The sequence below is a fragment of the Dyella monticola genome, assembly GCF_003363155.1.
Classification (GTDB): Bacteria; Pseudomonadota; Gammaproteobacteria; order Xanthomonadales; family Rhodanobacteraceae; genus Dyella_B; species Dyella_B monticola.
Genome location: NZ_QRBE01000006.1, coordinates 20,739 through 47,309 on the forward strand (window position 1 = coordinate 20,739; position 26,571 = coordinate 47,309).

The 26,571-nt window shown below is 60.0% G+C and carries 24 protein-coding genes; 6 read left to right on the forward strand and 18 right to left on the reverse strand.

The window, feature by feature from the left end; all coding sequences use genetic code 11:
* Positions 1-72 precede the first annotated feature (72 nt).
* From DWU98_RS11140 to DWU98_RS11150, 3 genes are read right to left on the reverse strand one after another with little or no spacing between them, the layout of a single operon-like run.
* On the reverse strand, positions 73-1,035 hold the full coding sequence (locus DWU98_RS11140; RefSeq protein ID WP_115495644.1) for a 1-phosphofructokinase family hexose kinase: 963 nt from the start codon (positions 1,033-1,035) through the stop codon (positions 73-75).
* Positions 1,032-1,973: a carbohydrate kinase family protein gene (locus DWU98_RS11145; protein ID WP_115495645.1), complete on the reverse strand. Its 942-nt coding sequence runs from the start codon at positions 1,971-1,973 to the stop codon at positions 1,032-1,034. The genes DWU98_RS11140 and DWU98_RS11145 overlap by 4 nt, the downstream gene beginning before the upstream one ends.
* Positions 1,970-3,136 (reverse strand): SIS domain-containing protein, encoded by a 1,167-nt coding sequence (locus tag DWU98_RS11150; RefSeq protein WP_115495848.1) that lies wholly within the window; start codon positions 3,134-3,136, stop codon positions 1,970-1,972. Before DWU98_RS11150 ends, DWU98_RS11145 begins: the two co-directional genes overlap by 4 nt.
* A gap of 92 nt (positions 3,137-3,228) precedes the next feature.
* Here DWU98_RS11150 and DWU98_RS11155 point away from each other — a divergent pair, with 92 nt between their 5' ends.
* From DWU98_RS11155 to agaR, 3 genes are all read left to right on the forward strand, one after another.
* Positions 3,229-4,146, forward strand: coding sequence for a class I fructose-bisphosphate aldolase (locus tag DWU98_RS11155; protein ID WP_115495646.1), 918 nt, complete (start codon positions 3,229-3,231; stop codon positions 4,144-4,146).
* A gap of 214 nt (positions 4,147-4,360) precedes the next feature.
* Positions 4,361-5,617, forward strand: a complete 1,257-nt coding sequence (locus DWU98_RS11160; protein WP_115495647.1) for an amidohydrolase family protein — start codon at positions 4,361-4,363, stop codon at positions 5,615-5,617.
* A complete protein-coding gene (agaR, locus tag DWU98_RS11165) occupies positions 5,614-6,423 on the forward strand; it encodes a transcriptional repressor AgaR (protein WP_115495648.1) in 810 nt (269 codons plus the stop codon). The genes DWU98_RS11160 and agaR overlap by 4 nt, the downstream gene beginning before the upstream one ends.
* A gap of 59 nt (positions 6,424-6,482) precedes the next feature.
* Here agaR and DWU98_RS11170 read toward each other — a convergent pair whose 3' ends face one another.
* Complete coding sequence (locus DWU98_RS11170; RefSeq protein WP_115495649.1) at positions 6,483-7,088, reverse strand: class I SAM-dependent DNA methyltransferase; 606 nt, start codon at positions 7,086-7,088, stop codon at positions 6,483-6,485.
* 155 nt (positions 7,089-7,243) lie between these two features.
* Here DWU98_RS11170 and DWU98_RS11175 point away from each other — a divergent pair, with 155 nt between their 5' ends.
* From DWU98_RS11175 to DWU98_RS11185, 3 genes are read left to right on the forward strand one after another with little or no spacing between them, the layout of a single operon-like run.
* Positions 7,244-8,824: a DUF1800 domain-containing protein gene (locus tag DWU98_RS11175; protein ID WP_115495650.1), complete on the forward strand. Its 1,581-nt coding sequence runs from the start codon at positions 7,244-7,246 to the stop codon at positions 8,822-8,824.
* 13 nt (positions 8,825-8,837) lie between these two features.
* The gene (locus DWU98_RS11180) at positions 8,838-10,037 is read left to right on the forward strand and encodes a DUF1501 domain-containing protein (protein ID WP_115495651.1); all 1,200 of its coding nucleotides are present in this window, start codon (positions 8,838-8,840) and stop codon (positions 10,035-10,037) included.
* Between the two features lie 51 nt (positions 10,038-10,088).
* Positions 10,089-11,618 (forward strand): DUF1800 domain-containing protein, encoded by a 1,530-nt coding sequence (locus DWU98_RS11185; protein WP_115495652.1) that lies wholly within the window; start codon positions 10,089-10,091, stop codon positions 11,616-11,618.
* 62 nt (positions 11,619-11,680) lie between these two features.
* Here the strand turns inward: DWU98_RS11185 and DWU98_RS11190 are convergent, their stop codons facing one another.
* The 14 genes from DWU98_RS11190 to DWU98_RS11250 all read right to left on the reverse strand — a co-directional run bounded on the left by DWU98_RS11190 (position 11,681) and on the right by DWU98_RS11250 (position 25,909).
* Positions 11,681-12,136, reverse strand: coding sequence for a DUF1579 family protein (locus tag DWU98_RS11190; protein ID WP_115495653.1), 456 nt, complete (start codon positions 12,134-12,136; stop codon positions 11,681-11,683).
* A 6-nt stretch (positions 12,137-12,142) separates the two neighbouring features.
* A complete protein-coding gene (locus DWU98_RS11195) occupies positions 12,143-13,084 on the reverse strand; it encodes a sensor domain-containing protein (protein WP_115495654.1) in 942 nt (313 codons plus the stop codon).
* On the reverse strand, positions 13,081-13,449 hold the full coding sequence (locus tag DWU98_RS11200) for a PadR family transcriptional regulator (protein WP_115495655.1): 369 nt from the start codon (positions 13,447-13,449) through the stop codon (positions 13,081-13,083). Before DWU98_RS11200 ends, DWU98_RS11195 begins: the two co-directional genes overlap by 4 nt.
* Before the next feature lie 208 nt (positions 13,450-13,657).
* Positions 13,658-14,032, reverse strand: a complete 375-nt coding sequence (locus tag DWU98_RS11205) for a DUF6632 domain-containing protein (RefSeq protein WP_115495656.1) — start codon at positions 14,030-14,032, stop codon at positions 13,658-13,660.
* Positions 14,033-14,601: 569 nt separating this feature from the next.
* Positions 14,602-16,020 (reverse strand): nitrilase-related carbon-nitrogen hydrolase, encoded by a 1,419-nt coding sequence (locus DWU98_RS11210; RefSeq protein WP_115495657.1) that lies wholly within the window; start codon positions 16,018-16,020, stop codon positions 14,602-14,604.
* Positions 16,017-16,595 (reverse strand): TetR/AcrR family transcriptional regulator, encoded by a 579-nt coding sequence (locus DWU98_RS11215; RefSeq protein ID WP_115495658.1) that lies wholly within the window; start codon positions 16,593-16,595, stop codon positions 16,017-16,019. The genes DWU98_RS11210 and DWU98_RS11215 overlap by 4 nt, the downstream gene beginning before the upstream one ends.
* A 355-nt stretch (positions 16,596-16,950) precedes the next feature.
* Complete coding sequence (locus DWU98_RS21700) at positions 16,951-17,196, reverse strand: hypothetical protein (protein ID WP_147293299.1); 246 nt, start codon at positions 17,194-17,196, stop codon at positions 16,951-16,953.
* Between the two features lie 420 nt (positions 17,197-17,616).
* Positions 17,617-21,567, reverse strand: coding sequence for a S8 family serine peptidase (locus DWU98_RS11220; RefSeq protein ID WP_147293300.1), 3,951 nt, complete (start codon positions 21,565-21,567; stop codon positions 17,617-17,619).
* 110 nt (positions 21,568-21,677) lie between these two features.
* Complete coding sequence (locus DWU98_RS11225; RefSeq protein WP_147293301.1) at positions 21,678-22,166, reverse strand: hypothetical protein; 489 nt, start codon at positions 22,164-22,166, stop codon at positions 21,678-21,680.
* Between the two features lie 22 nt (positions 22,167-22,188).
* On the reverse strand, positions 22,189-22,755 hold the full coding sequence (locus DWU98_RS11230; RefSeq protein WP_115495661.1) for a hypothetical protein: 567 nt from the start codon (positions 22,753-22,755) through the stop codon (positions 22,189-22,191).
* A 50-nt stretch (positions 22,756-22,805) separates the two neighbouring features.
* Positions 22,806-23,396, reverse strand: coding sequence for a hypothetical protein (locus DWU98_RS11235; RefSeq protein ID WP_115495662.1), 591 nt, complete (start codon positions 23,394-23,396; stop codon positions 22,806-22,808).
* Positions 23,397-23,405: 9 nt separating this feature from the next.
* Positions 23,406-24,197 (reverse strand): hypothetical protein, encoded by a 792-nt coding sequence (locus DWU98_RS11240; protein ID WP_115495663.1) that lies wholly within the window; start codon positions 24,195-24,197, stop codon positions 23,406-23,408.
* A 327-nt stretch (positions 24,198-24,524) separates the two neighbouring features.
* Positions 24,525-24,794 carry a hypothetical protein gene (locus tag DWU98_RS11245; RefSeq protein WP_115495664.1) on the reverse strand — a complete coding sequence of 90 codons (270 nt, stop codon included), beginning with the start codon at positions 24,792-24,794 and terminating at the stop codon, positions 24,525-24,527.
* Between the two features lie 161 nt (positions 24,795-24,955).
* Positions 24,956-25,909: a sigma 54-interacting transcriptional regulator gene (locus DWU98_RS11250; RefSeq protein WP_230474807.1), complete on the reverse strand. Its 954-nt coding sequence runs from the start codon at positions 25,907-25,909 to the stop codon at positions 24,956-24,958.
* Positions 25,910-26,571: the final 662 nt, after the last annotated feature.

Below are 26,571 nucleotides of genomic sequence, written 5' to 3' on the forward strand. Positions count from 1 at the left end.
GCACGTCTCCATGACCGCCCCCATCTATGCGGCCTGGACTTGGTTTTTTTGTACCTACAACCTATGCCACCATCACTGTGGCGACCCGGCCTGAAGGCTCGGCGCATGATGTATGCGTTGAACCTTCACGGCCGGAAGCAGCGACTCCACCACGCTGCGCTCTGCAAACCCTGTTTCTTCCGATTGCGCATTGGCGACACCGCAGGCCACGCCCAAACGCAGCGCTTGCTCAAGCGGCATGCGTCGTTGCATGGCCACCGCCATGCCCGCGAGAAAACAATCGCCCGAACCCACCGCGTTGCGAACGTGTACGGATGGGAGCTGCGCGTGCCACATGCCGGTATCGTCCGCGGCAACGGCGCCCAGATCGCCCAAGCTCACCACCGGCATGGCGATGCCGCGTTCGCGTAGCGCGGCGACCGCCATTGCTGCAGCGTCAACGTTGATCACCGGATGCCCGACCAGCTCGCTGATTTCGTCGCGATTGGGCTTGATCAGGTAAGGCTTGGCAGCAACGGCATGACGCAGCACTTGGCCACTGGCGTCGACCAGGCAGCGTTTACCCCATGCGTTGATGTCATCCACCAGCGCGGCATACAAGGCGTCATCGAAACCGCGCGGCAGACTGCCGGTAAGGATCACCAAATCGCTCGCTTCGGCGCTCTGGCGGAATTCGCGCAGCAGCGAATCCTGTTCGCTCCGGCTGAGCTGCGGCCCCTGCCCGAGCACTTCTGTGATGCTGCCGCCGGCTTCTTGCAGCGCCAGGCAATGCCGCAATTCACCTTCGATATCGACGCCGCGGAACAGCACACCGCGTGCGCTCATCTGGCGTGAAATAAGCGACCGGTTCGCTGCATCCACCAGTCCGATCAGGCGCACGCGCTCACCGAGCGCGGCGATGGTCTGTGCGACATGCACACCCTTCCCGCCGGGATAGATTTTTTCTTCGCGCACGCGATGCACTTCACCGGGCGTCAGCGCGTCGATCTGGATGAAGCGATCAATGGCGGTGTTGAAGCCGGCGACGGTGATCACGATGCCTCCGCCAACAAGGCCATCACTTCATCCACGCTAGCCTGCCGCGTCGTGCCACCGACGCCGCGCGTGGAGAGGCTGCCGCATGCACTGCCCCAGCGCATGCAATCGACCAACGGCATCCTGCGCAACCAGGCATGCAGGAATCCCGCGTCGAAGGAATCGCCGGCACCGGTGGTGTCGATCGCTTCGATCGCATAGGCGGGCACTTCCAGCCACTGATCATCGTGCAGGCTTGCGCAACCGGTGCGACCACGCTTTACCACGGTGCGCGTGCGGCCGTTTTGCACGGCCCGCAACGCTTCGCGCACATCATCAAGACGGGTGATCGCCTGCAGTTCCTGTTCGTTGGGAAGAAATACATCGACGTTGTTCAAAGTGCTGAGCAGATCATCTTCCCAGCCTTGCGCCGGGTCGAAGCCCGGGTCGAGCGACGTGGTCAGGCCCGCCGCCGATGCGCGCGCGAAGAGCTCGCGACACCCCGGGCGCAAGGACTTTTGCAGATAGTACGAGGAGATGTGCAGATGATTCGCGCGTTTGAGCCATGCATCGTCGACGTCTTCGGCACGCAAGGCCCAAATGGCACCCGCAAAGGTCACCAACGCGCGATCCTGCGGCGTGGACAGCGACGCCGTGACACCGGTGCGCAAGGCATGGCTCGGCCGCAACGTGGAAACATCGATACCCGCCTCGCGCAATGCCTCCAGACAAAAGGTGCCCGACGCATCCGCGCCAAGAAGTCCATGAAACGTCACCGGATCGCCCAAGCGCGCCAAGCCCATCGCACAGATCATCGATGAGCTGCCTGGCGTCATCACGAAATCATCGGCCAGCACTTCCTTGCCCGGCGCGGGCAAGTCGTGACAACCCTTGAACACGAAGTCCACGTTGATCTCGCCGATCACCAGGATGCGCAGGGGCTGCTCGCGCGGTGTCATGGCGCGGCCCCATGCAGCGCGAAATCTTCGACCACGCGCGTAAGCACGCCTTCAGACGGCGTATCGGGCTTGCCGCCCAGATGCAGGCAACGGAAGAACGCCAGCAGCTGCGCCACCACCACGCCCGCCAACGCCGCCGACACGTCTGCATTGGAGGCGGCCGATGCCAGGTCGATCGCCACGTCATCCGCATCGAGCACATCCTCGGGAATATCAGGCCCCACCACCAGCTTCGCCAAACCCAGTTGCTTGCGCGAGAGCTCGCGCAGCAGATCGCATTCGTAGCGGCGCACCGCTGGATCGGCCGACAACATGGCCACCACCAACGTGTGCGGATGGACGAACGACATCGGCCCATGGCGCAAACCGAGGAATGTTTCGGACAGCGTAACGACCTGGCCGCCCGTCATTTCCAGCATCTTCAAGGCCCCTTCGCGTGCTGCGCCAAAGGCGGCACCGCTACCCAGATAGACGGCCGAACGCATGTCGCGTTGCGCGAGGGTGGCGATGGCGTCGGCGTGCGCATCGAAGATGCGCTGCACATTCGCGGCCGCCGTCTCGACACCGTCGGCGGTAAGCGCAGCGGGCGCGGCGTGCAGCAAGCCCAGGCCGCCCAGCACGAGATTGGTGAAGCTGCTGGTCATCACCAGGCTGCGGTCGTTGGTGCGCTCGTCCAGCACCAGCGCGGCGAGGCGCGGCTCATCGCGATACTGCGTGGCGAGCTTGCCCTGCGCGTTGCAGGTGATCACCAGATGCCGCCACTGCGGCGCTTCGGCCAGCAGGGTGTTCACTACGCCAGCACTTTCCGGGCTATCCCCCGAACGCGCTAACGAGATCAGAAGACCCGGTCCTGGCGGCAGCACACTGCGCCAATGCGTGAGCAAGCTACCTGCATCGATGGCCTGCACGGATACACCCAAGCCCGCTTGCAGCAGCGGTGCAAGGCACTGGCCGATATACATGGAACTGCCCGACCCAGTCAGCACGACATGTGGCGGACGCGGGTCGAGCGCCCTGGCCAGCACGCGCTGCGCTACTGTGCCTTGCAGCAAGCCGAAGGTATCCCGCCAGGTGGCGGGCTGTTGCAGGATCTCGCGCAGGGTGTCGGCGTAACCGGCGGCCTGCTGCGCTTGGGGGGATTGTCCTCGCAGTGTATCCAGCATGCTTTTTTCTTTCGTTTTCTTATGAAGACTTGACATTTTGCCCAATTCGCTCGAATGTGAAATCATTCGATGACGCCTCCAGAGTATTCGAAATGAAAGACTCGTTACAATACCTTTCGAAAACTTCCGAAAAGTTTTCTCGCCTCACCCTCTCCCACGGCAAGCGAACCCGCCTGTGGCGCCTGATGTACGGACATGGTCCGCGCAATGGCAGCATGCTGGTGTTACCGCTGGACCAGGGACTGGAGCACGGCCCCACCGATTTTTTCCCTCATCCACCGGCCGTCGACCCGGAATACCAGTTCCGGCTCGCGGTGGAGGGGAATTTTTCCGCTATCGCATTAGGCGTAGGCCTGGCCGAGAAGTACATGGGCGAGTGGTGCGGGCAGATTCCGCTGATCCTCAAGCTCAACGGCAAGACCAACATCCCCAGCGATGCGGACGCCACCTCGCCGCTGTTCGCCTCGGTGGAAGATGCCGTTCGGCTGGGCGCGGACGCGGTGGGTTACACCATGTATGTGGGTTCGCCGCGTCAGCACGATGAGTTTCGCCAGTTCGAAAAGGTGCGGCAGGATTGTGAGCGCTATGCTATGCCGCTCGTGCTGTGGTCGTATCCGCGCGGTGCCGCGATTGATGCCAAAGGCGGCAAAGGCAGCCTCTATGCGCAAGATTACGCCGCACGCGTCGCGCTGGAGCTGGGGGCCGACATCGTCAAGCTACATGAGCCCGACGACAACACCGCCAACGTGCCCAAGCCCTACGACACGCTGCACGAAGATGCCTCGGCTCGCACGCAACGCGTAGTGCGCTCGGCCGGCCGCACTATGGTGCTGTTCTCCGGTGGCGAAAAGAATGACGACGATGCGGCGGTGCTGCGCAAGGTGGAGTTCTACATGGCGTCCGGCGCCACTGGCGTGATGTTCGGGCGCAACATGTGGCTGCGTCCGCTCGATCAGGCGATTGCGCTGGTCAAGCAGGTGCATCAGATCATGGCCAGATATCCGCGCTGAATCCCGCGCTCCTGCCGCCGGCAGTCCCCTCCCCGGCTCCCGGCAGTGATGTGCGGCGCCCGTCCCTCCTGGCCGGTATGCTTGCGGCATTGCGGCCAGGAGGGAGCTGAGGCGATGGCTTTACCCATCATGGCGGCGCAGCCCGCCATGACGATAGAAAGCCTCCTGCGAGGCTTACCTCTTCAATCTTTTGCAGGCCAGCGCAAGCAAAGCGATGTCAAACCGCCAACGCAAACCGATCCCCTCTGCCTGGTCCTTCCGCACGCAAACCCGCGCCGGCTGCTTCTGCTGTGCTCCGCCGCGTGATGGGCTCACCATTCGCGCCAGCAGTAAAAACCCGCTGCAAACCGCGCCCGACCAGAACAAAAGCGAGCTTCGGCTAAAGGATTTCAAACCACGCAGCATGCTGCGCGTGGAGAAAAACCGCATTGAACGCCCGCGCTTTCCGGTGATCGACGCACACGCGCATCTCACCTGGTCCAGCAAGGTGCGCAATGGCGTATCGGTAGGCGAAGACATAGTGGTATTTGCCACCCCCGATGCATTGCTGCCCGTGATGGACCGCAAAGGTGTGCGCACGCTGGTCAACCTCACCGGCGGCGTCGGCAAAGGGCTGGAGCGCAGCATCGACCTGTTCGACAAAGCCGCGCCCGGCCGGTTCATCACGCTTACCGAACCCTCCTACGAGCACTTTCCCGCATCCAACTATCCGCAGATGCAGGCCGATGCGATGGCGCACGCGCACAGCGTCGGCGCGCGTGGCTTGAAACTGCTTAAAACGCTGGGGCTGTATCTGCGCGAGGAGCTCGATACCGGCCCACTGGTGGCAGTGGACGATCGCCGCTTCGATCCCATGTGGGAAGCTTGTGCGGCTTACGGCATGCCGGTGTTCATGCATGTCTCCGACCCGGAGGCGTTTTTTCTGCCAACCGATGAACACAACGAGCGCTACGAGGAATTGAGCAACCATCCGGATTGGTCGTTCTACGGGCCGGCGTTCCCCAGCAATCAGGAATTGCTCGCCGCGCGCGACCGCGTCATCGCGCGTCACCCCAACACCACCTTTGCGCTCATGCACGTGGGTAACTGGGCGGAGAACCTGGAGGCGGTAGCGGACTGCCTGGAACGCTTCCCCAATACCCTGGTGGACATCAGCGCGCGGATCGGTGAACTAGGCCGTCAGCCACGCACGGCGCAACGGTTTTTCGACCGCTACCAGGACCGCATCCTGTTCGGAACCGATGCGGTGCCTTCCCCCTATGGCGACGACGTCCCCCAGCAGCTGTTCTGCGACGAGCTCTACGAGATCTATTACCGCTTCCTGGAAACCGAGGACGAATACTTCGACTATGCCCCCGCCCAGACCCCACCCCAGGGGCGCTGGTCCATCTACGGCCTGGGCCTGAAAGACAGCGTTCTGCGCAAGATATACCATGACAACGCTGCCAGACTGCTAAAGCTTCCGCCATGAATGAACCACGCGCCGCCGCCCTGCCCCCGCAACGTTTGCTGGTCGAGGAGCGCCGACGCCTGATTGTCGACCATATCGAAGCCAACGGCCGCGCCACCGTGGAAGAACTGGCCGTCCGCTTTGGCACCTCCACGGTCACCATCCGCAACGACCTTGAATCGCTGGCGCGCACCGGCGCCATTGCGCGCTCGCACGGTGGCGCCCTGCCGGCCGCGCAGACCGTTACCAACGATGTGCCGCTCAACATCAAGGAAACGCGCTCGCATCCGCAGAAGCTACGCATCGGCCAGGCGGCTGCCAAACTCATCAACGACGGCGAAACCATCATCCTCGATTCCGGTTCCACCACGGTGGAAATCGCCCGTCAAATTCGCCAGATGAAGTTCGAGTCGCTTACCGTGGTCACCAACGCGCTGAACATCGCGCTAGAGCTTTCGGGCTTACCCACCATCCGCGTGATGATGCTCGGCGGACTCTTGCGCCAAACCTCGTATTCACTGGTGGGGCCCGATGCGGAACAGGCGCTTTCACGCATCTCGGCAGACAAACTCTTCCTCGGCGTGGATGGCCTCGATCCGGTAGTAGGCGTCACCACGCCCGACCCGTTGGAAGCCTCACTCAACGCACTGATGATCCGCGTCTCCCGCGAGACCATTGCCGTATTCGACGCCAGCAAACTTGGGCAACGCAGCCTTTCAGTGATCACGCCCGTGCAGAACCTGCATATCGTCATTACCGATACCAGCGCGCCGGAAGACATGGTGGACGCCCTGCGTAGCGCAGGTGCGAATGTGATGTTGGTCTAACTCTGAGGTTGGTCTAACTCCGAGCCCCATTCACCCTCACCGTCATTCCGGCGAGGCGTTCAATCGCTCCACGCCCGCTCCAACGCAGCCACCTGCCTTTCCAACCGCGGCCCCAGGTAACAATGCGAGCCGCACGGCAACAAACCCACGTCGCGGAACTCGCGCAGATACCACGCCGGCGACCGCAAGCGCAGGTCATGGCGATCACCCTCCAGATCGTCGCGGCGGGTAAATACCTCCAAAAACGCGATGCCTTCCAGCATTTCAGCAATGCCATTAAGACCAGCGCGTATTTCCGCCGGCGCGAGGTAATGCAACACGTCCGTGCACACAATCACGTCGAAGCGCGTATCGAAACGCAGTTGTGCGAGCTGACCAAAACTGGCCAGTCCAATATTGCGGCTGCGCCCGAAGCGCTGCACCACGTATTCACTGGCATCCAGCCCACGGTAATCGAGGCCGGGCCGCAACGCGCGTAGCGGTGCCCGCCACACCCCTTCGCCACAGCCAACATCCAGCACGTTGCGGACAGGCCGGCCCAGGTAATACTCCGCCTGCGCCACCACCATCGCGACTTTGCGCTTCAGGGCGGCCGCCGACCTCACCGCGTATTTCGGGTGACGGTACCACTTGTCGAAATAAGCCTGATCGTAAGCTTTGCGCATGCTTGAGCCCTAAAAAGCGAGGCATAGTAACGCTGCTTTAAGGTGTCCGTGAGAAATTTTGTGAATCACGGCCGAATATCCGCCACGTTTCGCGCCACACCGGTCAGCGCGAGGCGCGAACGGACGTTGAGGGCATAAGTGCCGAGGGGGACGCCATGCTCAGAATTACCGCTGCATCAGCACGCTTATCACGCTTGAGATATGTGGGTTTTCTCGTTCTGGCATGCGTACCACTAGCCTGCGCATTTCCGCTGAAGGCCTACGGCACCGCGCCCCTGAGCGCAGACGACGTTGCCTGGCTGCGCCGCGCGACGTTCGGCCTGGATAGCGCAACCATCGAGCGCTACCGCGAACTGGGGCGCACGCGCTTTCTCGATGAAGCACTGGCCGGCGGCGATGACCCCCTGCCCCCGGCCGTCGCGCCCATGATCGACAGCTACCCGGTCTACAACACCTCGCCGGCAAAACTGATCGCCGATTACCGCGATCAACAGAAAAAAGTGAAAGCCATCGATGCCGCCGACATCGCCGACAAGGAAATGGCGAAGAAAAACTTCCAGAAATACCGCCGCGAACTTTACAAACAGAGCGCCGAGGTGGAACTCCTGCGCGCGATTTATGGCCGCAACCAGCTGCGCGAGCAAATGGTGTGGTTCTGGCTCAACCACTTCAATATTTATGCAGCCAAGGGCGAAGTCGGCCTGTTCGCCACCGACTACGAAGAAAACGCGATTCGCCCGCATGCGCTGGGCAAGTTCAAGGATCTGGTCATGGCCACGCTGGAAAGCCCGGCCATGCAGCTGTATCTGGACAACGCGCATAACGTGCGCGGCAAAACCAACGAGAACTACGCACGCGAACTGATGGAGCTGCATACGCTAGGCGTAAACGCCGGTTATACCCAGCAAGACGTGCAGCAACTGGCATTGATCCTTACCGGTGCGGGCATCGCCCCACAACGCGGCGCCAATGTCATCGACGGTGTCGACGGCGGTTTCCTCAATCAGCGCCCCGGCATCGTGCACAACGGGTTGTTCGTGTTCTTGCCAGGCAGGCACGATTTCTCAACCAAGCAGTTTCTCGGCCATACCATCCATGGCAGCGGCTTCGATGAAATCGATGAAGCCGTGGATTTGATCGTGCATCAACCGGCGTGCGCGCAATTCATATCGCGCAAGCTTGCCGACTATTTTGTCTCCGACAATCCACCGCCTGAATTGGTGGATGCCATGACCAAAACATTCCAGCGCACGGACGGCGATATCGCTGCCGTGCTGCGCACCATGTTCCTGTCCAACGATATCACCCGCGGCAACGCCAAGAAGTTCAAGGATCCCACGCAATTTTTGGTTTCGGCGATGCGTCTCACCTATGACGGCAAACCGATCACCAACGCCCAGCCGCTGATCAGCTGGCTCAATCAAATGGCCGAACCCGTGTACGGCCACATCACGCCGGATGGCTGGGCCAGCGACAACGCCAGTTGGTCCAGTTCCGGGCAGATGGCGAAACGTTTCGATGTGGCGCGTGCCATCGGCAGCGGTCGCAACCGGCTGTTCGCCAGCGATGATGGCGAAGTACCGCACAACGGGCCGCCGATGCTCAATTCCACGCTGTTCCAGCAAACACTCGCACCAACCTTGTCCACGTCTACGCGCGACGCGCTCGCCAAGGCGACCTCGCAAATGGAGTGGAACACCTTCTTGTTGTCGTCGCCTGATTTCAATTACCGCTGAGTCGAGGGTCGCCATGAATCGTCGCGAATTTCTGCTTGCCGCTGCCAGCGCTGCCGCGCTTCCCGCGCTGTCTTTTTCCGGCCGTCTTTTTGCAGCGCCGCCGCAATCGCCGCGTTTCCTGTTCGTCTTCCTGCGTGGCGGCTATGACTGCAACAGCTTCCTGGTGCCCTATAGCAGCGATTTCTACTACGAATCGCGCCCCACCATCGCTATCGCCAAACCCAATGCCAACGACCCGCACACCGTCATCGCGCTGGATTCGAATTGGGGTTTGAATCCGGTATTGCGCGATTCGATCTATCCGTTGTGGGAAAGGAAACAGGTCGCGTTCATTCCGTTTGCGGGCACGGACGACCTCTCCCGCAGCCATTTCGAGACCCAAGACAATATCGAACGGGGCGAACCGCTCGGCGCAGGAGGCAACTATCGTTCCGGCTTCCTCGCGCGCCTGTCCAGCCAGCTCGCAGGTGTGCCTGCGATCGCTTTCACCAACAGCCTGCCCTTGAGTTTTCAGGGCGCGAGCAGGGATATTCCCAACATCTCGCTCAAAGGCGACACCAAGGCGCATTTCGACCAACGCCAATCGGCGATTCTCGCCGGCATGTACCAGAACACACCCCTGGCTTCGGCCGCCGCCGATGGCCTGAGCCTGCGCACGACCGTCTCCAAGGATCTACGCGATGAAATGGTCGCCGCCAGCCGTGGCGCACCCAACGCATCGGGCTTCGCCCAGGAAACACAGCGCATTGCGACCTTGATGCGCGATCAATATCGCCTCGGCTTTGTCGATGTGGGCGGTTGGGACACGCACGTGAACCAAGGCAATGTCACCGGTGGCCTCGCCAACAACTTGCGTAACCTTGGCGCGGGCCTCGCCGCCTACGCCGCCGCGCTCGGCAACGAATGGAACAACACCGTCGTGGTGGTCGTTTCGGAATTCGGCCGTACATTTCGCGAAAACGGCGATCGCGGCACCGATCACGGCCATGGCACGGTGCATTGGATCATGGGTGGCAAGGTCAGTGGCGGCCGCATCGCTGGCGAGCAGATCGCCGTAACGCAGCAGAACCTGTTGCAAAATCGCGATTACAAAGTGCTCAACAACTATCGCGATGTGTATGGCGGATTGCTCGCGCGTATGTGGGGATTGAGTGGCAATCAGTTGCAGGCCGTGTTCCCGCAAGCCAAGCCGCAGGATCTTCAATTGGTGTAACACTGGCTGTCTTTGCAAGATCCATCATCGGCGACTCGTGGAAAACACCGCATGCGGCTCATTGCCCTGGCATTTCTGGCGCTGTCACTGAGCTTGCTACTGGCAGTGGTGCCGATCCAAGCCGCCACTACCTCAAACTTGAACCCAAACGACATCGCATGGCTACATCGCGATAGTTTCGGCCTGGACACCGCCACGGTGGCGCGTTATCGCACATTGGGCCGAAACGTGTTGCTGGACAAGCAACTCAAGGATGAACTCGGCGACGCGTTGCCCGCCGACATCAACGCGCAAATTACAGGCTATGAGGCATTCCACACACCTGTGGAACTCGTGCTGACCTCCCTGCAGCAGCAACAACAGCAACTTCGCACCCTGCCGGATGGCCCTGAAAAGCAGGCCGCAAACAAAGCCATCCAGGCGCAGAGCAACCAACTCGTGTTGCAAGCACAGCAGTTTGAGTTGCTACACGCCATCTATGGCCAGAACCAGCTCAAGGAACAACTGGTGTGGTTCTGGCTAAATCATTTCAGCGTTTACGCCGGCAAAGGCCGCGTGCGCTGGGAATTGGCCGATTACGAACAAAACGTCATTCGTCCGCACGCACTGGGCAGGTTTCGCGATTTGGTGATGGCCACGCTGCAAAGCCCCGCCATGCTCGAATTTCTCGATAACGCGCAAAACGCAAAGGGACACGTCAACGAAAACTACGCACGCGAGCTGATGGAATTGCATACGCTGGGCGTCAATGGCGGCTACACGCAGCAGGATGTGCAGCAATTGGCGCTGATACTCACCGGCGTTGGCCTTGCGCCGGTAGATGGAAAGCCGCAGAACTTCAATCCGCAAATGGCTCCGCTCGTCGTGCGCCACGGCATATTCGAGTTCAACCCGCAGCGCCACGATTTCAGCGACAAGGTACTACTTGGGCAAACCATCAAAGGCCGCGGATTCGATGAAGTGAAACAAGCCATCGATATGATCGTGCGACAACCGGCGTGCGCGCATTTCATATCACTCGAACTTGCGCGGTATTTTGTTTCCGACGATCCGCCGCCCATGCTGGTGTCCCGCATGGCTCGCACCTTTCAGCGCACCGACGGTGATATCGCCCAGGTGGTGCGCGTGATGTTCCAGTCACAAGCCCTGTTCACACAAGCCGGCAAGAAGTTCAAAGACCCGATGCAATTCGTGGTTTCATCCGTGCGCCTTGCATTCGATGGCACACCCATTGCCAATGCGCAGCCTTTGGTTGGCTGGCTCAATCAGCTCGATCAACCGTTGTTTGGACGCATCACACCCGACGGCTGGCCGCTCGATGGTGATGCCTGGTCCAGCTCCGGCCAGATGGCCAAACGTTTCGATATCGCCCGCGCCATCGGTACCGGCAACAATCAGCTCTTTACACCTGCCGGCAGCACCGCGCGCACCGGTGGTTTTCCGATGCTCACGACGCGTCTGTATTACCAGGCCATTGAGCCCTACCTATCGAGCGCAACACGCGATGCGCTGAAAAAGGCCACGTCGCAGCAGGAATGGAACAGCTTTCTACTCTCCTCACCCGATCTCAACTACCGCTAGCGATGAGCGTCCTTGCCTGTCCGCTTGGAAGATACCAACTTGAGGATTCGTGTGCGCCCCATTCAGGCCGCACACTCGACACGTCGATACTCACCTTCCATCACTCTCTCCCAGTTCACTCCACCATCAAACGAACTTTCCAAGATGAGCCGATAGCCCCCATCGACCGCCATCTCGTAAACGTGCCGCGTCTGCCCGCGCAGTGAGCTGCGCAGAAATACCAGGCGCTTGCCGTCCCAATGGCCGGTTGCCGGTTGCGAAGGCGTAAAGCCATAGCTGTCGAACCAATACATGGCATATTCGCCGGCTTCTTGCCCTGCAACGATGACTGCATGGGCCTGCAGTGCCAGCTGGCCGTCACGCTCTGCGCGGTAATCCATCAGCAGCACTTTGCCGCCAAGATCAAAACGCGCCGTCACCTTCGCAACAGCCGGGCCACCTTCGCCCCAGCGCGTGGTCGCGATCGTCTCATCGCCCAACCATTCGCCCACCAATGTAGCCAGCGCATTGCCTTCCATGACGGCTTACTCCCTTGCGACCAGAAAATGCCGCGCGATCTGTCCATGCAGATAACCGAGCACGCGCACGATATGCAGTGTGGCAAATAGCATCGCTATACCGACGATGCATGCGGCGAACGCACCGGGCCAACCTGACCAAAAGTGCACCCAACCGCACACCCACGCCGGCCCATCGCACTGCCCATAATCCGTGAAGCCGATCATGTCAAAAACAAGCTTCACAACGGGTGCCGCGGCAAGTGCGAGCGACGTGGAAAGCAATGTCACTACCAGGGTGAAATAGATGATGCCCAGCGGCAGCATCAGGAACATGTAAAACAGTGTGCCCCATGTGCGCGGATCGCGAAACATCGCGCCAATGCGCTGCCAGAATGGCATGCCACGCATGGAAAACGTCGGGCGCCTTGGCATGCGCACGCCCAGCATGGTCTCCACGATGCGCCCCTCCACTAACGAAAGCATGCGCACGGAACCGAAGAACAGCACGATAAACGGAATGCCGATGATCAGCACCGCCAGGCCAAATGAGAGCGAAATGCCCACGGTTGCCCACGTGAAATAGAAGATGCCCGTCGCCAGCGCGAGCACCATGTAGAACAGCGCACCGTACGTGCGTGGGTCGGCCGCAACACCAAAGAAGTGGCTGGCCCACGAACGCTGTTTCGGACGCGGTCGCCGCGGTGGGGCAAGCGCGCGCTGCGTTTTCACTTCCTGATCGCGATAAATATCCGCCACTTCCTCCGGCGCACCGTAGCTGCCGACGACCTTTGCCAGCATCTCCGCTTCGTTGTGCCCTGGCCGTTCGGCCAGTTCGGCACGCAGGTGTTCCTCGGCGTCGTACAACGCATCCTGGATCAATGCCGGATCAGCACCGCGCAATGCGGCGCGCAATTGCTCAAGATATTCGGCAATCGTCCTAGGCATCTTAGGTGCATCTGCATTCATCGCCAGTCTCCTTGCAAAACCTTGTCGACCGAATCGCGCGTGGCCTCCCACGCTGCGATCCACTCACGTAGCACATCGCGCCCAACCCGGGTTATACGGTAATAACGCCGCGGCGGCCCGCTTACCGAGGGCTCCACTTCGCTGGCCAGCAAGCCGCTTCCCTCGAGATTGCGCAGCACCGGGTACAGCGCACTCTGCTTACCCGCCAGCACGCCCTCCTCCCCCAGTTCCTCCAACCGCTTGGCGATCTGATAGCCATACAGCGGCTGCCGCGACTGCCCCAACACCGCCAACAACACCAACGAGACGGTGCCGGTAGACAGCTCTTTCTGAAACTTCTTGAGTTGGGCCGCGCTATCGTCCACGGCTGCCCCGCTCTTCTGCTTATGATGGAGGCAACAGTAGTACGAAGTTCGTACTAGTGCATGGGTATGAAGTCATGCTGCACGTGGGCACATCGTGTGGGCATGGCACCAATGTATGTACACGTTGTACAAACATTGGTGTCAGAGGGGATGTACAAACAATGGTGCCAGCCGGCGCAATTTGCGATGAGACAGATGGAATGAGCGATTAATCACCACCTCGTACAGAGGCGGGTTGGGCCGGCATCAGAACAATTAGTAGCAGGCCGATCACAATCAAGACGGCGGACATGCCAAATAACTCTGGGCGACCACTAACGTTTTTGTACGCTTGAGCCAGCATGACGCCTGTATGCGCGAAGCTAGACCACGCCGTGAACCAAATTAGGCTGCGATGCTCCGTTGGGCTCCGCGCCGCGATCAGCATAAAAACGCCGAGCGTGACATAAAGGCTGAGGAACATTGGCACGATGTCATTGGCGTGAGGCCAGAACCATAAAAACATTACTAGCGGATAGATGCCAGCCAGAAAAAACAGCCCGATGACGATCATCACGACTTTCAAAGTCAGCTCTCGAGACATGATGCCTCCTACAAGGTTCGGTAATGCACGGTGATGCAACGTGCTGCCGCCCAACTACCTCATAGACGGATGTGCACGTCCGGCTATACATCTGCGCGCACTTGCTGGACGCAGCCTTAAATCACTGAACTGTTTGGACTTTACCCGGCCCACGTCCGGCTAACAATCCGATGTATCGACCGGCTGAATCCGCAGTCGAAAGCGTACGTTCACCCAATGCTTTCAGCACATACTTTGGTTGTCAAAGGGGCGCTTTAGGCGAGAACCGGCGAGACTTAAATAATTGATCTAAATAGATATGCATAAACTTTGCCGACTGCTAGAAAGCAAAGTGCGTACACATCGGTCTCGAATTGCACGCACTTTGGCTTCCAAAAGTGCACCCACTTTGGCGTCATGCCCATCTGAGGGGCATGACACCAATGTTTGTGCACCTTGTACAAACAATGGTGTCAGAGGCGGAGGCCGCCTGTCCGACCGGGCTATTGGCGCTCGCTGAAAACTGACCACCTCTGCGCGTACTTGCTGCGCCATAAATCCTGCAGACCAGGTTGGAATTCCCTTTCTGGTCAATTTTCAACGCTCGGCAACAGAGCGGTGCTTCGCAACCGCCGCCAGGCCGGCAGCCCTGCGCCAAGCGCGAGAGCGAAGATACCGCAGAGCCATGGGAAGGCGTTGCCGATCCGCGTATAGAGTGTTGGCCCGGATCCCAGCGGCAGGCCGGCGACGATCATGGTCAGGCCCGTAGGCGCATCCTGTTTGAGGGCGATCAGGCGCCCTTGCGCGTCGCTGGCGAACACCAGGCCGCGATTAGCAGCCCGCACGATCGAAAATCCGCCTTCGACGCCGCGCATCACGGACATGATTCCGTGCTGCCAGCCATCGATGCCCATGTCGCCCGCGGGCACGCCCATCAGGCGGGTGCCCTTGGCGGCATCGGAACGAATGGTGTCGGGGAAATCCATGTCCTTGCAGATCTCCTCGGCACGGCCATCGCCCAACCAGCCCGAGACATGACCCGGCGTGAGATCGCGCTCAAGGCCTGGCACCGGGTGGCGCTTGTCGTAGCGCTGAATCCTGCCATCGGGCGTGATCGCAAGCGCGAAGTCGGCGGCCGGCGTCACAGCGTGGAAGCCGGCAATGATCTGCACACCCGTATCCCTGGCGGCGGCAACGAGCGGCGCAACGATCACGCTCTGTTCGGCAGGGGTCGATACCATGCCGCCTTCCGGCGTAACCACGAATCTGGCGCCTTCCCGGGCAGCGGCACGGATCTCGCGCGCATAGGTTTCGGTCACCGCGAGATCGGCGGACACGGTCTTCGCTCGCCAGGAATCCGCTACGGCCGTCTCATCGACGATTCCTGCTACCCGCAGCACGTCGGGCTGAGGGTGCGCGAGCCGCACGATACCGAACACCAAATTGGCCACACAGATCACCAGCCCGAGGCCGACTGCGGCTGCATTCTGTTTGAGCCGCGACGCCATGGCGAGGGTATTGGCGAAGAGGCAGATCAGGAACGTGACGGCGTACATCCCCAAGAGCGATGCGCCCTGGATCAGGACGGGCGCTGACATCGTGCTGTAGGCGAGCGATCCGTAGGTGCCGTTCGGGGACTGCAGTTCAATCAGGAATTCGAAGGCGGTCCAACAAGCCGGGAACGCAAACAACGTGAGGAGCGGTGATGCCCTGTGCTGCACGAAGCGCGCAAACCATACCGCGACGCAAAACAGCCCGGTATTGACCGCCAGCACCGACGCGAGGACGAGCGGCGGTATGAGGTGGAGATAGGGGGATTGCAACATATAGCCTGCGCCGCTGAGGAGCGCGATGGCGCTCGCCCCGATCACTTGCCACGTGCGCGAATGGCCATAGGCGAGCCACAACAGCGGCACGGGCGCGAGCCAGACCAGTGCCCAGACGTGGTCGTATCCCTGTGAGAGATAAAACATGATGCCGCTCAACACGGCGGCCAGCAGTGTGATCATTCGTTTTTCCCAGACGGTTTAAGGGAATCAAGGAACTGGCGCTGCGCCGCGCGGTACAGCGCCTTGAACTGTTTGTCGCTCGCGAAACGCCTGGCGCGCTGCATCGACACAAATCCCTGTCCGTAGGCCGCGAGCGCCACAGCGATCCCGAGTGTGGGCTCGTCGCGGAACCGACCATCAGCCTTCGCCTGATCGATGCGAGCCATCGCGAGCGCAATCGCCGGCGAGCGGCCCGCGGCGAAATCATCGGGGAACCGGCGCGCCGCGGGCGCAGGCAGGAAGAACGCCGCGTCGAACCTGTGTGGCTGCTTGAGCGCGAAATCGAGATAGGCCTCCATGAGCGCCTCCAGCCACGCCACCGGGTCTTGGGCGCGGATGCCGCGAACGATCGCCTCCCACGCGGAGATACCGTCCTGCATGAGGGCGTTGAGCAGCTCGTCCTTGTTCTTGAAATGGCGATAGAGCGCCATCGGCGAGAGGTCCGCTCGCTGGGCGACGCTGCGAATGGTCAGCCCCTCGAAACCTGCGGATTCGAGCACTGCTTTCGCGGCCGAGAGTATGCGGTCCTTGGTCATGCGTACACTGTACACAAATGGGTACTAAGTACACAAGCTGATCTCGAGGCCAGGGTCCCAGGCACCCGAGGGGCTCAGGTTCATGCCATTGTTCAAAGTAACTGCAATAAGGACGCGGCGTTCGTCTCGTAGTCGCGGACGGTGAGGCGGCAGGGTTCTTTCCGTGTGTGGGCCGAGGACCGACAGCGAGCGGGAACCCGGGCGATAACACAGGTCAACGCGGATTGGCGCAATGACGCCAATGCATATACCGCTTGTACAAACATTGGTGCCGGAGGCGATGTGAAACACTCCCGTCGGATAAGAGGGAGTGAACCAGACTCCGTGTTGGACCGGACTGCCTACGTAAAAAAACTCAGAGTTTGCTCACCTTACCGACTCGGATCGTTTTGATAAGCCACTTGTCTCCCACCCGCTCTAACGTCATGTCAGAAAAAGAGTGCGCGCCGATGGCATTCTTATCGATGTCCATCCACAGGCATTCGAAGTAGAGCGTAGCCTTGTCGCCATCAACCGCAGCCTTGATCCGCATCGCCGGCGTGTAACCGATCCAATGATTATTGGGCTGGAATGGCGCTGCATGTGCGAAATAGGCGCGCACCTGATCCTCTTGCCGGCATACGTTTTGCTGCCGTGTGCCGTGTCCGTCTGAACAGCATCGTTCGCATACAGACTCATCATCAGATCGAGATCGGGTTTTGGCAGCCAACTTCCTGCCTGATGGAAGGTGATCTCAACATTTCGTACGTTCAAAATGTCGGCCGGACTGTCCTTGCCGGAATCTGCCGCGACAGTCATTGCCGTCAGTAGCAAAAAAAGCAACCCGAAGAGTCCAGACATAATGCGAAATGACCTGACGCGCATGGCTAACCCTCCCGATCATTAAGAAAAGCCGTTTTCGCAAACGCGACACTGCCTCTTAATTCTCACTGGTTTGTTACTGCCGTTGGACTCATGGATGCTGGTGAAGCCGCTTCGCATTTAGCAAACGCTTGCCTGCACCGATAACCACTAGGGTCCCTCAGCCACCATCAGCGAGGCGATTCACAGCAGCAGCAGCGACCTTACCGTCGATGGCGATCTGAACTACCCGGTCTACATCGATATCGCTGGGGCGAGGATCGTGAAAATCACCATCGGCCACGGCGTCGATCTTCACGTTTTCACTGCCTAGGACACCGCCTTGGGAGCGATACCCCCCGGTGCCTGAGGCCCCGCCCTGAAGGGCGATTCGTACCGTTTCCAGTCGATGTTGCGAGAGCGCGAAATTGTGTGCGGGCTTGCCGCGCACGCTGGCCTTTCCGATCAGGATGAGGGGAATCTGCCCGATCCGGATGCCCTCAAGCAAATGCGGCGTTTGAGCAAGTGTTTCGCGGGCCCAGGTCAACAGCTTCGTTGTTTCGTCGTCCGTGATGGTCGATGAATCGTTGGCAAAATTGACGTAATAGTTCAGATGCTTCAGTGCATCGGGAACCTGCTGTTCGATGCCCTCGGCGATGATGTCGGCGGTTAGCGTGAGCGCGTAGGTCGGCGGCTGCGGCGTTCGCTGGGTCGCCACCGTGGCGGACAGGGGTGAAACGATCCCTGATATCACGGGTAAATTCAGTGATTTTATCCAATTGGCAACATAGCCAACGACACCTGTGGCCGTGAAGTTCAAGCCTCCCTGAAGTTGCAGTACGGAGCTGGCGCCCTGAATCTGACAGCTGGCCTGGATAACCTGCCGGGTGGAAGCATTCGACGACGGCGTGACCGTTCCTTGAATGGCCCCCAGCACGGGGCTATCGCCGGTGGGTGACGACATGAATGCACTGCTCGGCGTGCGGCCCGGCTGCGCGCCGAGCAGTTCTATGCTCGAAATGCCCTGGGATTTGGTTGCGGTGCAGCGCCAGAAGAATGCTTGTGTCTTGGGCGACTTCCGGTCGGCGATATTGGAGATCCGCACCTCGAACAGCACCCGCACTTCGCCGGTCTTGAATGCGCCGACGTTGATGGCATTGGCCTTGTTCGGTCCGAAATTGATGGAAACTTCCATCCTGGGTATGAACCATTCGCCGCCCGGTAGTGGCATCAGACTGAAAGGTGCTTGAGAAAGCGCATTCATCTGGCGACTGGCAGGGTCATCGATCAAGTTCCAGTGGTCGTCGGCCGCGTAGACAAACAACTGCGCCACTAACTCAACGTCCAACGGCAGTTTCGTGCCGGGTGCCGCCGGAAAAGTAGGCGGCAGATTGCCAACCGATGGTGATTCGGACCATGCGGCGCGGTCGTTATTCGACGGATGAATCGACTCCCCTTCCGCGCCGCCGCGCCGCAATCGAAGCACCATGGAATCACCAGGCATCAAACCCGTTGACTCGGTGATACGGCGTGCGAACCCTTCGGAAAGCCCATGTGCGCGAGCGCCGGTATCGACGACCTGCACGTAATAACCCTCTGAGGCGCCCTCGCCGCGCAATCCGTCGGACGCCAGCGCTTCGCGACTGCTTAACTTGGGCGAAGCAATGAACGAGGTATGCGCAAAATCGCCGTCCATGTGGCGTATCAGGATGTCGCCCTCGCGCAAGTCACCGGTCAATCGCGCCCTCGGCAATCCAATGACGTCGAAGTTTCGTTCGAACTGTGCGCGTTTGCCTGCATTGCTCGGATAGGCAAAGGCCTCGAATATCTCGCGCGGGGAGGCCAAACCTCCCGTGGCGTCCGTCGTCAAGGCCTCGGACAATCCGGAACGCGCGAACACTTCGTGCATGATCGGTGTTGACGACCGCGATCGAGGCCACTCCGTTGCGACTTGATCGGCAAGTTCGATCAGCTCAAGCGACGGCAGCACTGGCGCAACGCGCGACGCTTCGCCGCCAACGGAAGCAGTCTCTGCACGCGATGTGGAAGCATGACGCCGTGATCGGGCTGAACTCACTTCCATCGCCGACACCTGGGTTGGCGCCGCACTGCCGATGCCATCCCCAGCTCGACCCCTCGTCTGCTGCGCGAAAGAATGAGCTGCCTGGGTGCCTTCCATGGACACGCTTGGCGCCGCTAGCCCGACACTGTCCATCGGTGCAGTTTGAACGCGGGCAACCGATGACTCGGTGGCGATTGCACCGGAGGCCATGGACTCATAAGCCTCATCGGCTTCAACATCGGCCTTGGGTGCAGCTTTCACCGGTGGTGCGACCGGGGTGTGCGCTGCAACCGGCTTGACGGTCTGTTGCCCTGCACTCACTTTGCGCGCCGCTTCTACCGAGGCGTTGACATCCAGAAATCCGATACCGATGCGATCGGGAATATCTTCGGGCACGGATACTCTCTCGGCGCTTTCCAGCAACAGGTTATGCGTCTCTTCAATGCGCAATCGCCGCGGCGCTGCTTGAAACATCAAGGCGACGACACCGCTGACATGCGGCGCTGCCATGCTGGTGCCGGACATCACCGTCAATAGCGGCACCTTGCCACTGCGTTGCTTTGGCGAGGATCGGGCCGCAAGCACGGAGACGCCAGGCGCACACAGATCGGGCTTGCGTCGTCCATCGCGCGTAGGACCCACGCTGCTGAAATGGCCGATGCGCCGCTCGGGATCATGTCTATCGTAGGCGCCTACGGCAATGGTACGGCGACCATTGCAGATCGTTCCCGTGGTGGACGTCGGATCGGCATCTTCCTTGCTGAACTGGGATTGGCAGCCTGGGCAGGCAACCTCCCGCTCTATCCAGGCGTGGAAATTTCCGTGGATGACGTCGGCCCCAACAATTGTTACGTCCCAGCCCCCTGCGGGAGCCTCCTTGTACAGCATGATGGTGATGTGGTTGTCGAGATTGTCTGGCTCTTGTCCACGGTGATAGATATTCCCAACTTCTTTGCCGCCCAGTAGAAGTTTGGCTTTCTCGCCGATCTTTACGCGTGCCGTGATGTCGCCGTCCGGCGATCGGATGGCTACCTCGAATTTATCTTCCCACGAGTACCAGATCTCCAGTTGATTGGCGTCGGTTGGTTTTCCGCCATTGATGTTCCACACGAAGGTGCGCTCCTGCGTCGGCCGCAGCTGACCGCTTGCATGGATGCGCTTGTCGAAATAATTGCCGGCGCTCATGCAAATAGCGCGGCCGGGCTCACTGCGAATGGCGGCATCCAATCCTCGCTCGATCAAGGTCGAGCCATCATGCTGCTCACCATGCCGCCCCATGCTCAGATTGATCACCCAGGGGCGATTGCCGGCTGTGCGCGCGATAAAGTCGATGCCTTCAAGCAAGGTGACCGAATCGCCGAGCTTGTCGGAGATTTCTTCATCCCATGGCGAGTTGTGCACGAAGACCAGGTTGGCCTCGGGAGCTATACCGCTGGGACGATCCGTCCCGCCACTGCCGGCTGCGATGCTCGCGACGTGAGTTCCATGGCAACCAATGCCGGTATCGGCGTCAGCGGGATCATAATGAAGTGCTGCGTACGGATCCTTTTGCTTCAGCGCCCGATCGATCGCCTCGCGCGAATGCACGACACCGTAACCGTATGGCGTAGGTGAATCGGGGCGCTTACCTCCGCGCTGATCCCATAGCGCCAGAATTCGCGTGCTTCCATCCGGATTCCTGAAGTCGGGGTGCGCAAAATCGAGGCCCCAATCGACAAATCCTGCAATCACGCCGCGGCCTGTCGCCGTCTGGTCGGCGGGGCGTCGAATGTCGCTGGGCTGCACCACATAGTCGGAGCCTTCCTTCAGGTCGGCATCCTTCATATCCACATCGGTGATTTCCACTTCGGGCCCGTTGTAGGCATCGCCGGCCACCATGCTGGCGACTTCGGGAGCACTGCTCACCGCAGGAATATTGCTGCGCTTCAGCCTAGCCGTAATGATGTCGCTGAATTGAGCAACAACGCGAACACCTTTGGGCAAAGCCGAGTGATGCCCAAGGCGAATGATGGCGGCAACCTCGTCGTCCTGGTTGCCGAATTCATACAGTTCCCACAGGCCCGAGTCCATATCACGTTCCACACGAGTCGGTCAGGCGCCCGTTGATTGAACAGTCGATGCAAGGACAGCCCGAGTTGTCGATCGAAATACGTTTTCGATTACGCCTCATTCACACCATCCTAGGAGCTGGACTTCTTGCCGGTAGGCGCATGCGGCACAAGGCGAACCTTGATGACTTTGTCCTGAGGAACCGGGTGTCCGGCCGCAGGCCATTGCTCCTCCACCACCCAATGGGGTTCCGACGCCTCCTTGTCGAACACCACCTGGAAGCCAAGGTCTTGCGCAATCTTCATGACCTGCGCACCGGTGAGCGTATGCAGGTGAATCACTTTGTCTACCTGCAAGTAGCTGGTAGTGCCCGGTGCAGGCAACGAGGGTGATGTAGCTATTCCGGTTAATGAAGGTGTCGGGGTTGGCGTGGGGATGGGCGCGGGAGCAGCCGCAACCGGAACGGGCTGATCGTTGCTGATCATGGCCGATCCCAGCACGATGCCCATGATGGGCGATCGAGGTATGGATCCGACCAGGCCGATTCTGTTTGCATCGCTCGTGTCGATGCCCTGGTTCACTGCCATCGTTCGGATGACAACAAAGGTCAATGGATTCATGACGAACTCCGCGGGGAAAGCATTACGAGTTCTTCGACAGTGCAAGCGCCAACACAAGCATCATCATGCCGCCGTCCGAACTGCTATCGCCGCCTAAACTCAGGCCACCGGAGCCACCCATGCCGCTCACCAACAACAGCGGAAGAAGCGTATCCATCGTGCTGGTGTCGGGCACCAACACCGACGGAAGGTTGGTTCCGCCTGGACCAATAGAGTTTGAGGCCAGCGTGACGCTTGGCGGGGTGACGAGCAAAGGCAGCAAGGCCAGCATCTGCAGCTTCTGGTTGATGTCCTTGCTCTGTCCATCGACGGATTTCTTTCTCTCGTCCGCCTCCTTCTTGAAGGAAGACGCCAGCGAATTCACCTTGGAGTTGATGCTCGACATGCCGTCGGCGACCGTCTTGATCTTTCCATCGACGCGGGCAAGCGCCGCCTCCAATTGGGTTTGCGTGACGTAACTGGCTGTAGCCGGTGGTCGCGGCTTGAAGGACGACTGATTGGACGGACGCGGTACGCGCGAGCGCGCAGCTTCTGCGCCTTCGCTTTCCGATTCCCAGCCTTCGATTGCATCAAATGCTTCGTAACCCATGGTCTTTTCCTCACGGTCGGTTGCACATCAATCAAGCGTGCGCGCTGGACTCACGCGTTCGGCGCCTCGCTCACTCGTCGTGCACGCGCCTCGAATGCGGACATCTGCGCCTTGAGTGTCCGTATGGCTGGAAGCACGAATTCTTCGAATTGCGTTTCATGCGGTAGCGAAAACCCCGGAGCGCCGCGTCCGTGGCAGTTGCGGCAGTCCGTGTCATGGCCCCAGCACAGGCAACATGCTCCTAAAGCGGAAGCAAGGCTGTCGGAGCGCTCCCGCAGTATCTGCAGCTCCGCGAACATCTGTTGCGCATGTTCGCGCAACGCATTCACCGCATCGTTCATGGTATCGACGGGGCTTTCAACGTCCGACTGCGTGGGAGAGACGACCTGCGTCTCCACTTCTTGCGCATCGATAATCACGGGCTCACGCGTGGGTGCCGTCGCGTGCGACTCCCCCATCTGTTTGACGAATGCGCTCAACAACGGATTGCTCTGCCCCAACTGCGCAAGCAGATCCTGCGTTGCCTCGTTGGAAAGTGCTCCGGATTGCGCCCGCATGCGGGCCAACACATCGGCGACTGCCGTATTGCCGCTCGCGCTCGCCCGTGCCGCCACCATTTCGAGAATGAATGATGAGTTCATGACATCGACTCACAGTTCCTCGGAGTCAGACATCGCCATGTCCATCTCCATTTCGAGTTGCTCGATCGCGTCGTACTCGGCTTCCAATGCCTCTGCCTCACTTTGGTACTCGGCGTATTCGGAGGCCTCACTGCTTTCGGCGCCCAACGACTCGGAGTTCGACGATTGCAGCATTTCAAAGAGCACTTCGGCGCGATTCTCCGCCACAGCGGGGTCCGCCTTGTATTCGCCTGCATAATCGAGCATGTACGCGGGCCCCGCCGCTTCGCGCGATGCGGCCAGTACGCTGTTGTATTCCGCTTCCGCGCGTCCGGCCAAGGTGCCGAGCAGATTCGTGAATGCACTCACCGGGACAGGTGTTCCGCCCACTGCAACGTTGGGCTTTCCGAGCGGCCCAAGCACCATCGATGCAAGCGCCTGCAAGGTCTGCGGATTGAGCACGGTCTGCAGCAATTGCGTCGCGGCCGGAGAACCGGCGCGCCCGCCCGCGCCACCGCCGGCAACGCTACCAAGCGCCCCGCCGGCCAGCGATCCCAGCGTGCCACCCAGCTGCGTACCCAGTGGGCCGCCCACTGCACCACCAATGATCTTTCCCGCTACGGGTAGCACCGCAGGAGCCGCCTTGAGAATTTCCTTGCCGGCACTGGACGCAAAATTTCCGATGTCGCTGAGGAAACCTTCCAACGCCACGGGATTCAGATTTTGTCGCACAAGCTCGGCTTCGATGCTTGCATCCGATAGGTCCGCGAAGCCTGGCTTTAGCTGCGAGCGAATGCCTGGATAGGAGTTGTCGAATGGCATCCGAATAGTCCTCTCGATGCTTGACTCATTGAGAAACGCCCGCAACGAGCGAAGCAATGAGCATGCCTTTGCGAACGGACTCCTTAAGTCTCGCTACGTAGCGGTATTCGCGTTTGCGGCGTGTAGGTACATGGGACATTGCCGCCCCACCTGCGCGTTGGATCGGGGCTGCGAAGACCCACCACCCTCAATGCGCCCGCGGTTTGCCTGTGCAGCCAATGCATGGGCGCTGGGCGATCGTTGCCGAGCCCTGACAGCGGCCGTAGCGAGAATGCGATGTGAATGCGCCCGTTAGGGCGACGCACGCTGATGCCCAGTACCACCGGATCAATGCGTATAGGGCTCGCGGGGTTCGCTCAGCGCATAGAGGATGACTCCGCCAGGGAGCTCCTCGCATCGGAGTTTTCCGCGCGCGACCAGGTTGCTAAGCACATGCTCGATGCGTTGCCGCTCGATTTCGTAGCGCTGTTGAGGCAACCACCAACCGACAATGCCATCGATCGTGTCGGCCGCGCCAGGTCGCCGCTGCAGATAGCCGAGCACTGCGTTCTCCACCTCGTGTCGACGGCTCTCTTCTTCGGATGGTCGATGCGTCATACAAAAACCTCCACTCGCGTCAACGTGAAGGCAACATGCGTACCATCCACATAAAACCATCGACGAACGTCCGCAACGATCGCCCTTCCTTGCATAAGGGTGGGCTCGCCATGACCCAGTGAAGCATCGTTCCGGGCCCATGTGGCCCCACTGGGGGCCACCTACTGGCTGCGGAATTGATTCGTCTCGATGCCGTGCTTCTTGAGCAACCTCCCGAGCTGGCGACGTTCGGTGCCGGACATGCGCGCCGCTGCGCTGACGTTGCCACCGGCGCGGCGCATCAATTGCGAAAGGTAGCGGTACTCGAAGGCCCGGATCGCGTGATGCTTGGCCTCAATAAAGCTGTCTTTGCTGCCATCGATGACGGGACCCACGGCATCGGCCGGTACCGAGAACACCAACTCAGCGGCGTCTAGCTCGATGATCGCGCCTTCGGTGCGCATATAGGCACGAAGCACCACGTTCTCCAGCTCGCGCACATTTCCCGGCCATGCATGGGTAGTCAGCGCCTGCAATGCGTCTATGCTCCAATGTTTCATGGGCCCGCGCAACCGTTTAGCGACAACACCAACAAAGTACTCGGCGAGCAAAGGCACGTCGTCGGCACGTTCGCGCAAGGGCGGCAAACGCACACGCAGTGCATTGAGCCGATACTGCAAATCGCTGCGAAAACAGCCTGCTGCCACTCTTTCCTCAAGGCAACTGTTGGTCGCCGAAATGATGCGTGCGTCCGAAATGCGAATCATGCCACCGCCAACGGGACGATATTCGTTGTTTTCAAGGAAGCGCAGAAGTGCTACCTGGGCTTTGCCGGAGAGCGCATCGACCTCATCAAGGAACAGCGTGCCGCCGCGCGCATGGTCGATCAACCCTCGCTGGGCACATTTGGCGTCTGTGTAGGCACCACGCTCGTGGCCGAACAACTCATTCTCAATCAGGTTGTCGGCAATCGCCCCACAATTAACGGGGATAAAGGGAAGTTCCCTACGCGCGCTGCTGTAGTGAATTTCGCGCGCCGCCAGCTCTTTGCCTGTGCCGGTTTCGCCCTCTATAAGAACCGGTACGTCACAGCTGGCGTAGCGCCTGAGCTGCGCGCACGCCACCTTGAAGGCCATGGATTGCCCGAGCATGACTGGCATCGCCCGCTCCCGAGTTGCCTGTCAAAGCATGCACTTCATAGGTGCCATCCCCTGCAGCACCTCGCAACGCTTCTCTTTCATAGTTTGCGCCTGCAGCCGTGTCATCTGTCGTAATCATTTGTGATGATTGGCTTAATACGAATGGACCACCCATGGTTCATGGCATCCATTTCAGATGCGTATGCTGCGAGCACTCGTTAGATAAATGCACAAGCAGGAACGTCATGCGCCGGGTTTGGGTACACGCCTTGCTTGTCAAATTAGATCGACCATGAAAACACCGATTCAATAGATCTTGTCTCATTGCAAGGGCGCATGCGTGGCTTTTGGATGCACCGCAAGGGGTGCGAACGATGTGTGCCGGTTGCACGGCCGCTGGCTTCCAAAGCCGCGCAAACGTTGATGCCACAGCACATGCCAGGCGCGTATGTAACCACGCACACGATGCAAGGCACCTCGTGCAATATCCGGCCAAGGGGAGACGTCTTTTTCTGAAACGTTATGCCAACGACCACAGTACGTCGCGCTAACGTGCGCAGCGTTAGTTTTCCTGAGCTGAAATCGTTGCGCGTTTCGCCGCCCATTCGCCGACTGCTTCAGCCCATAGTTTTTTTGCAACGACCACACAGCTTGGGACG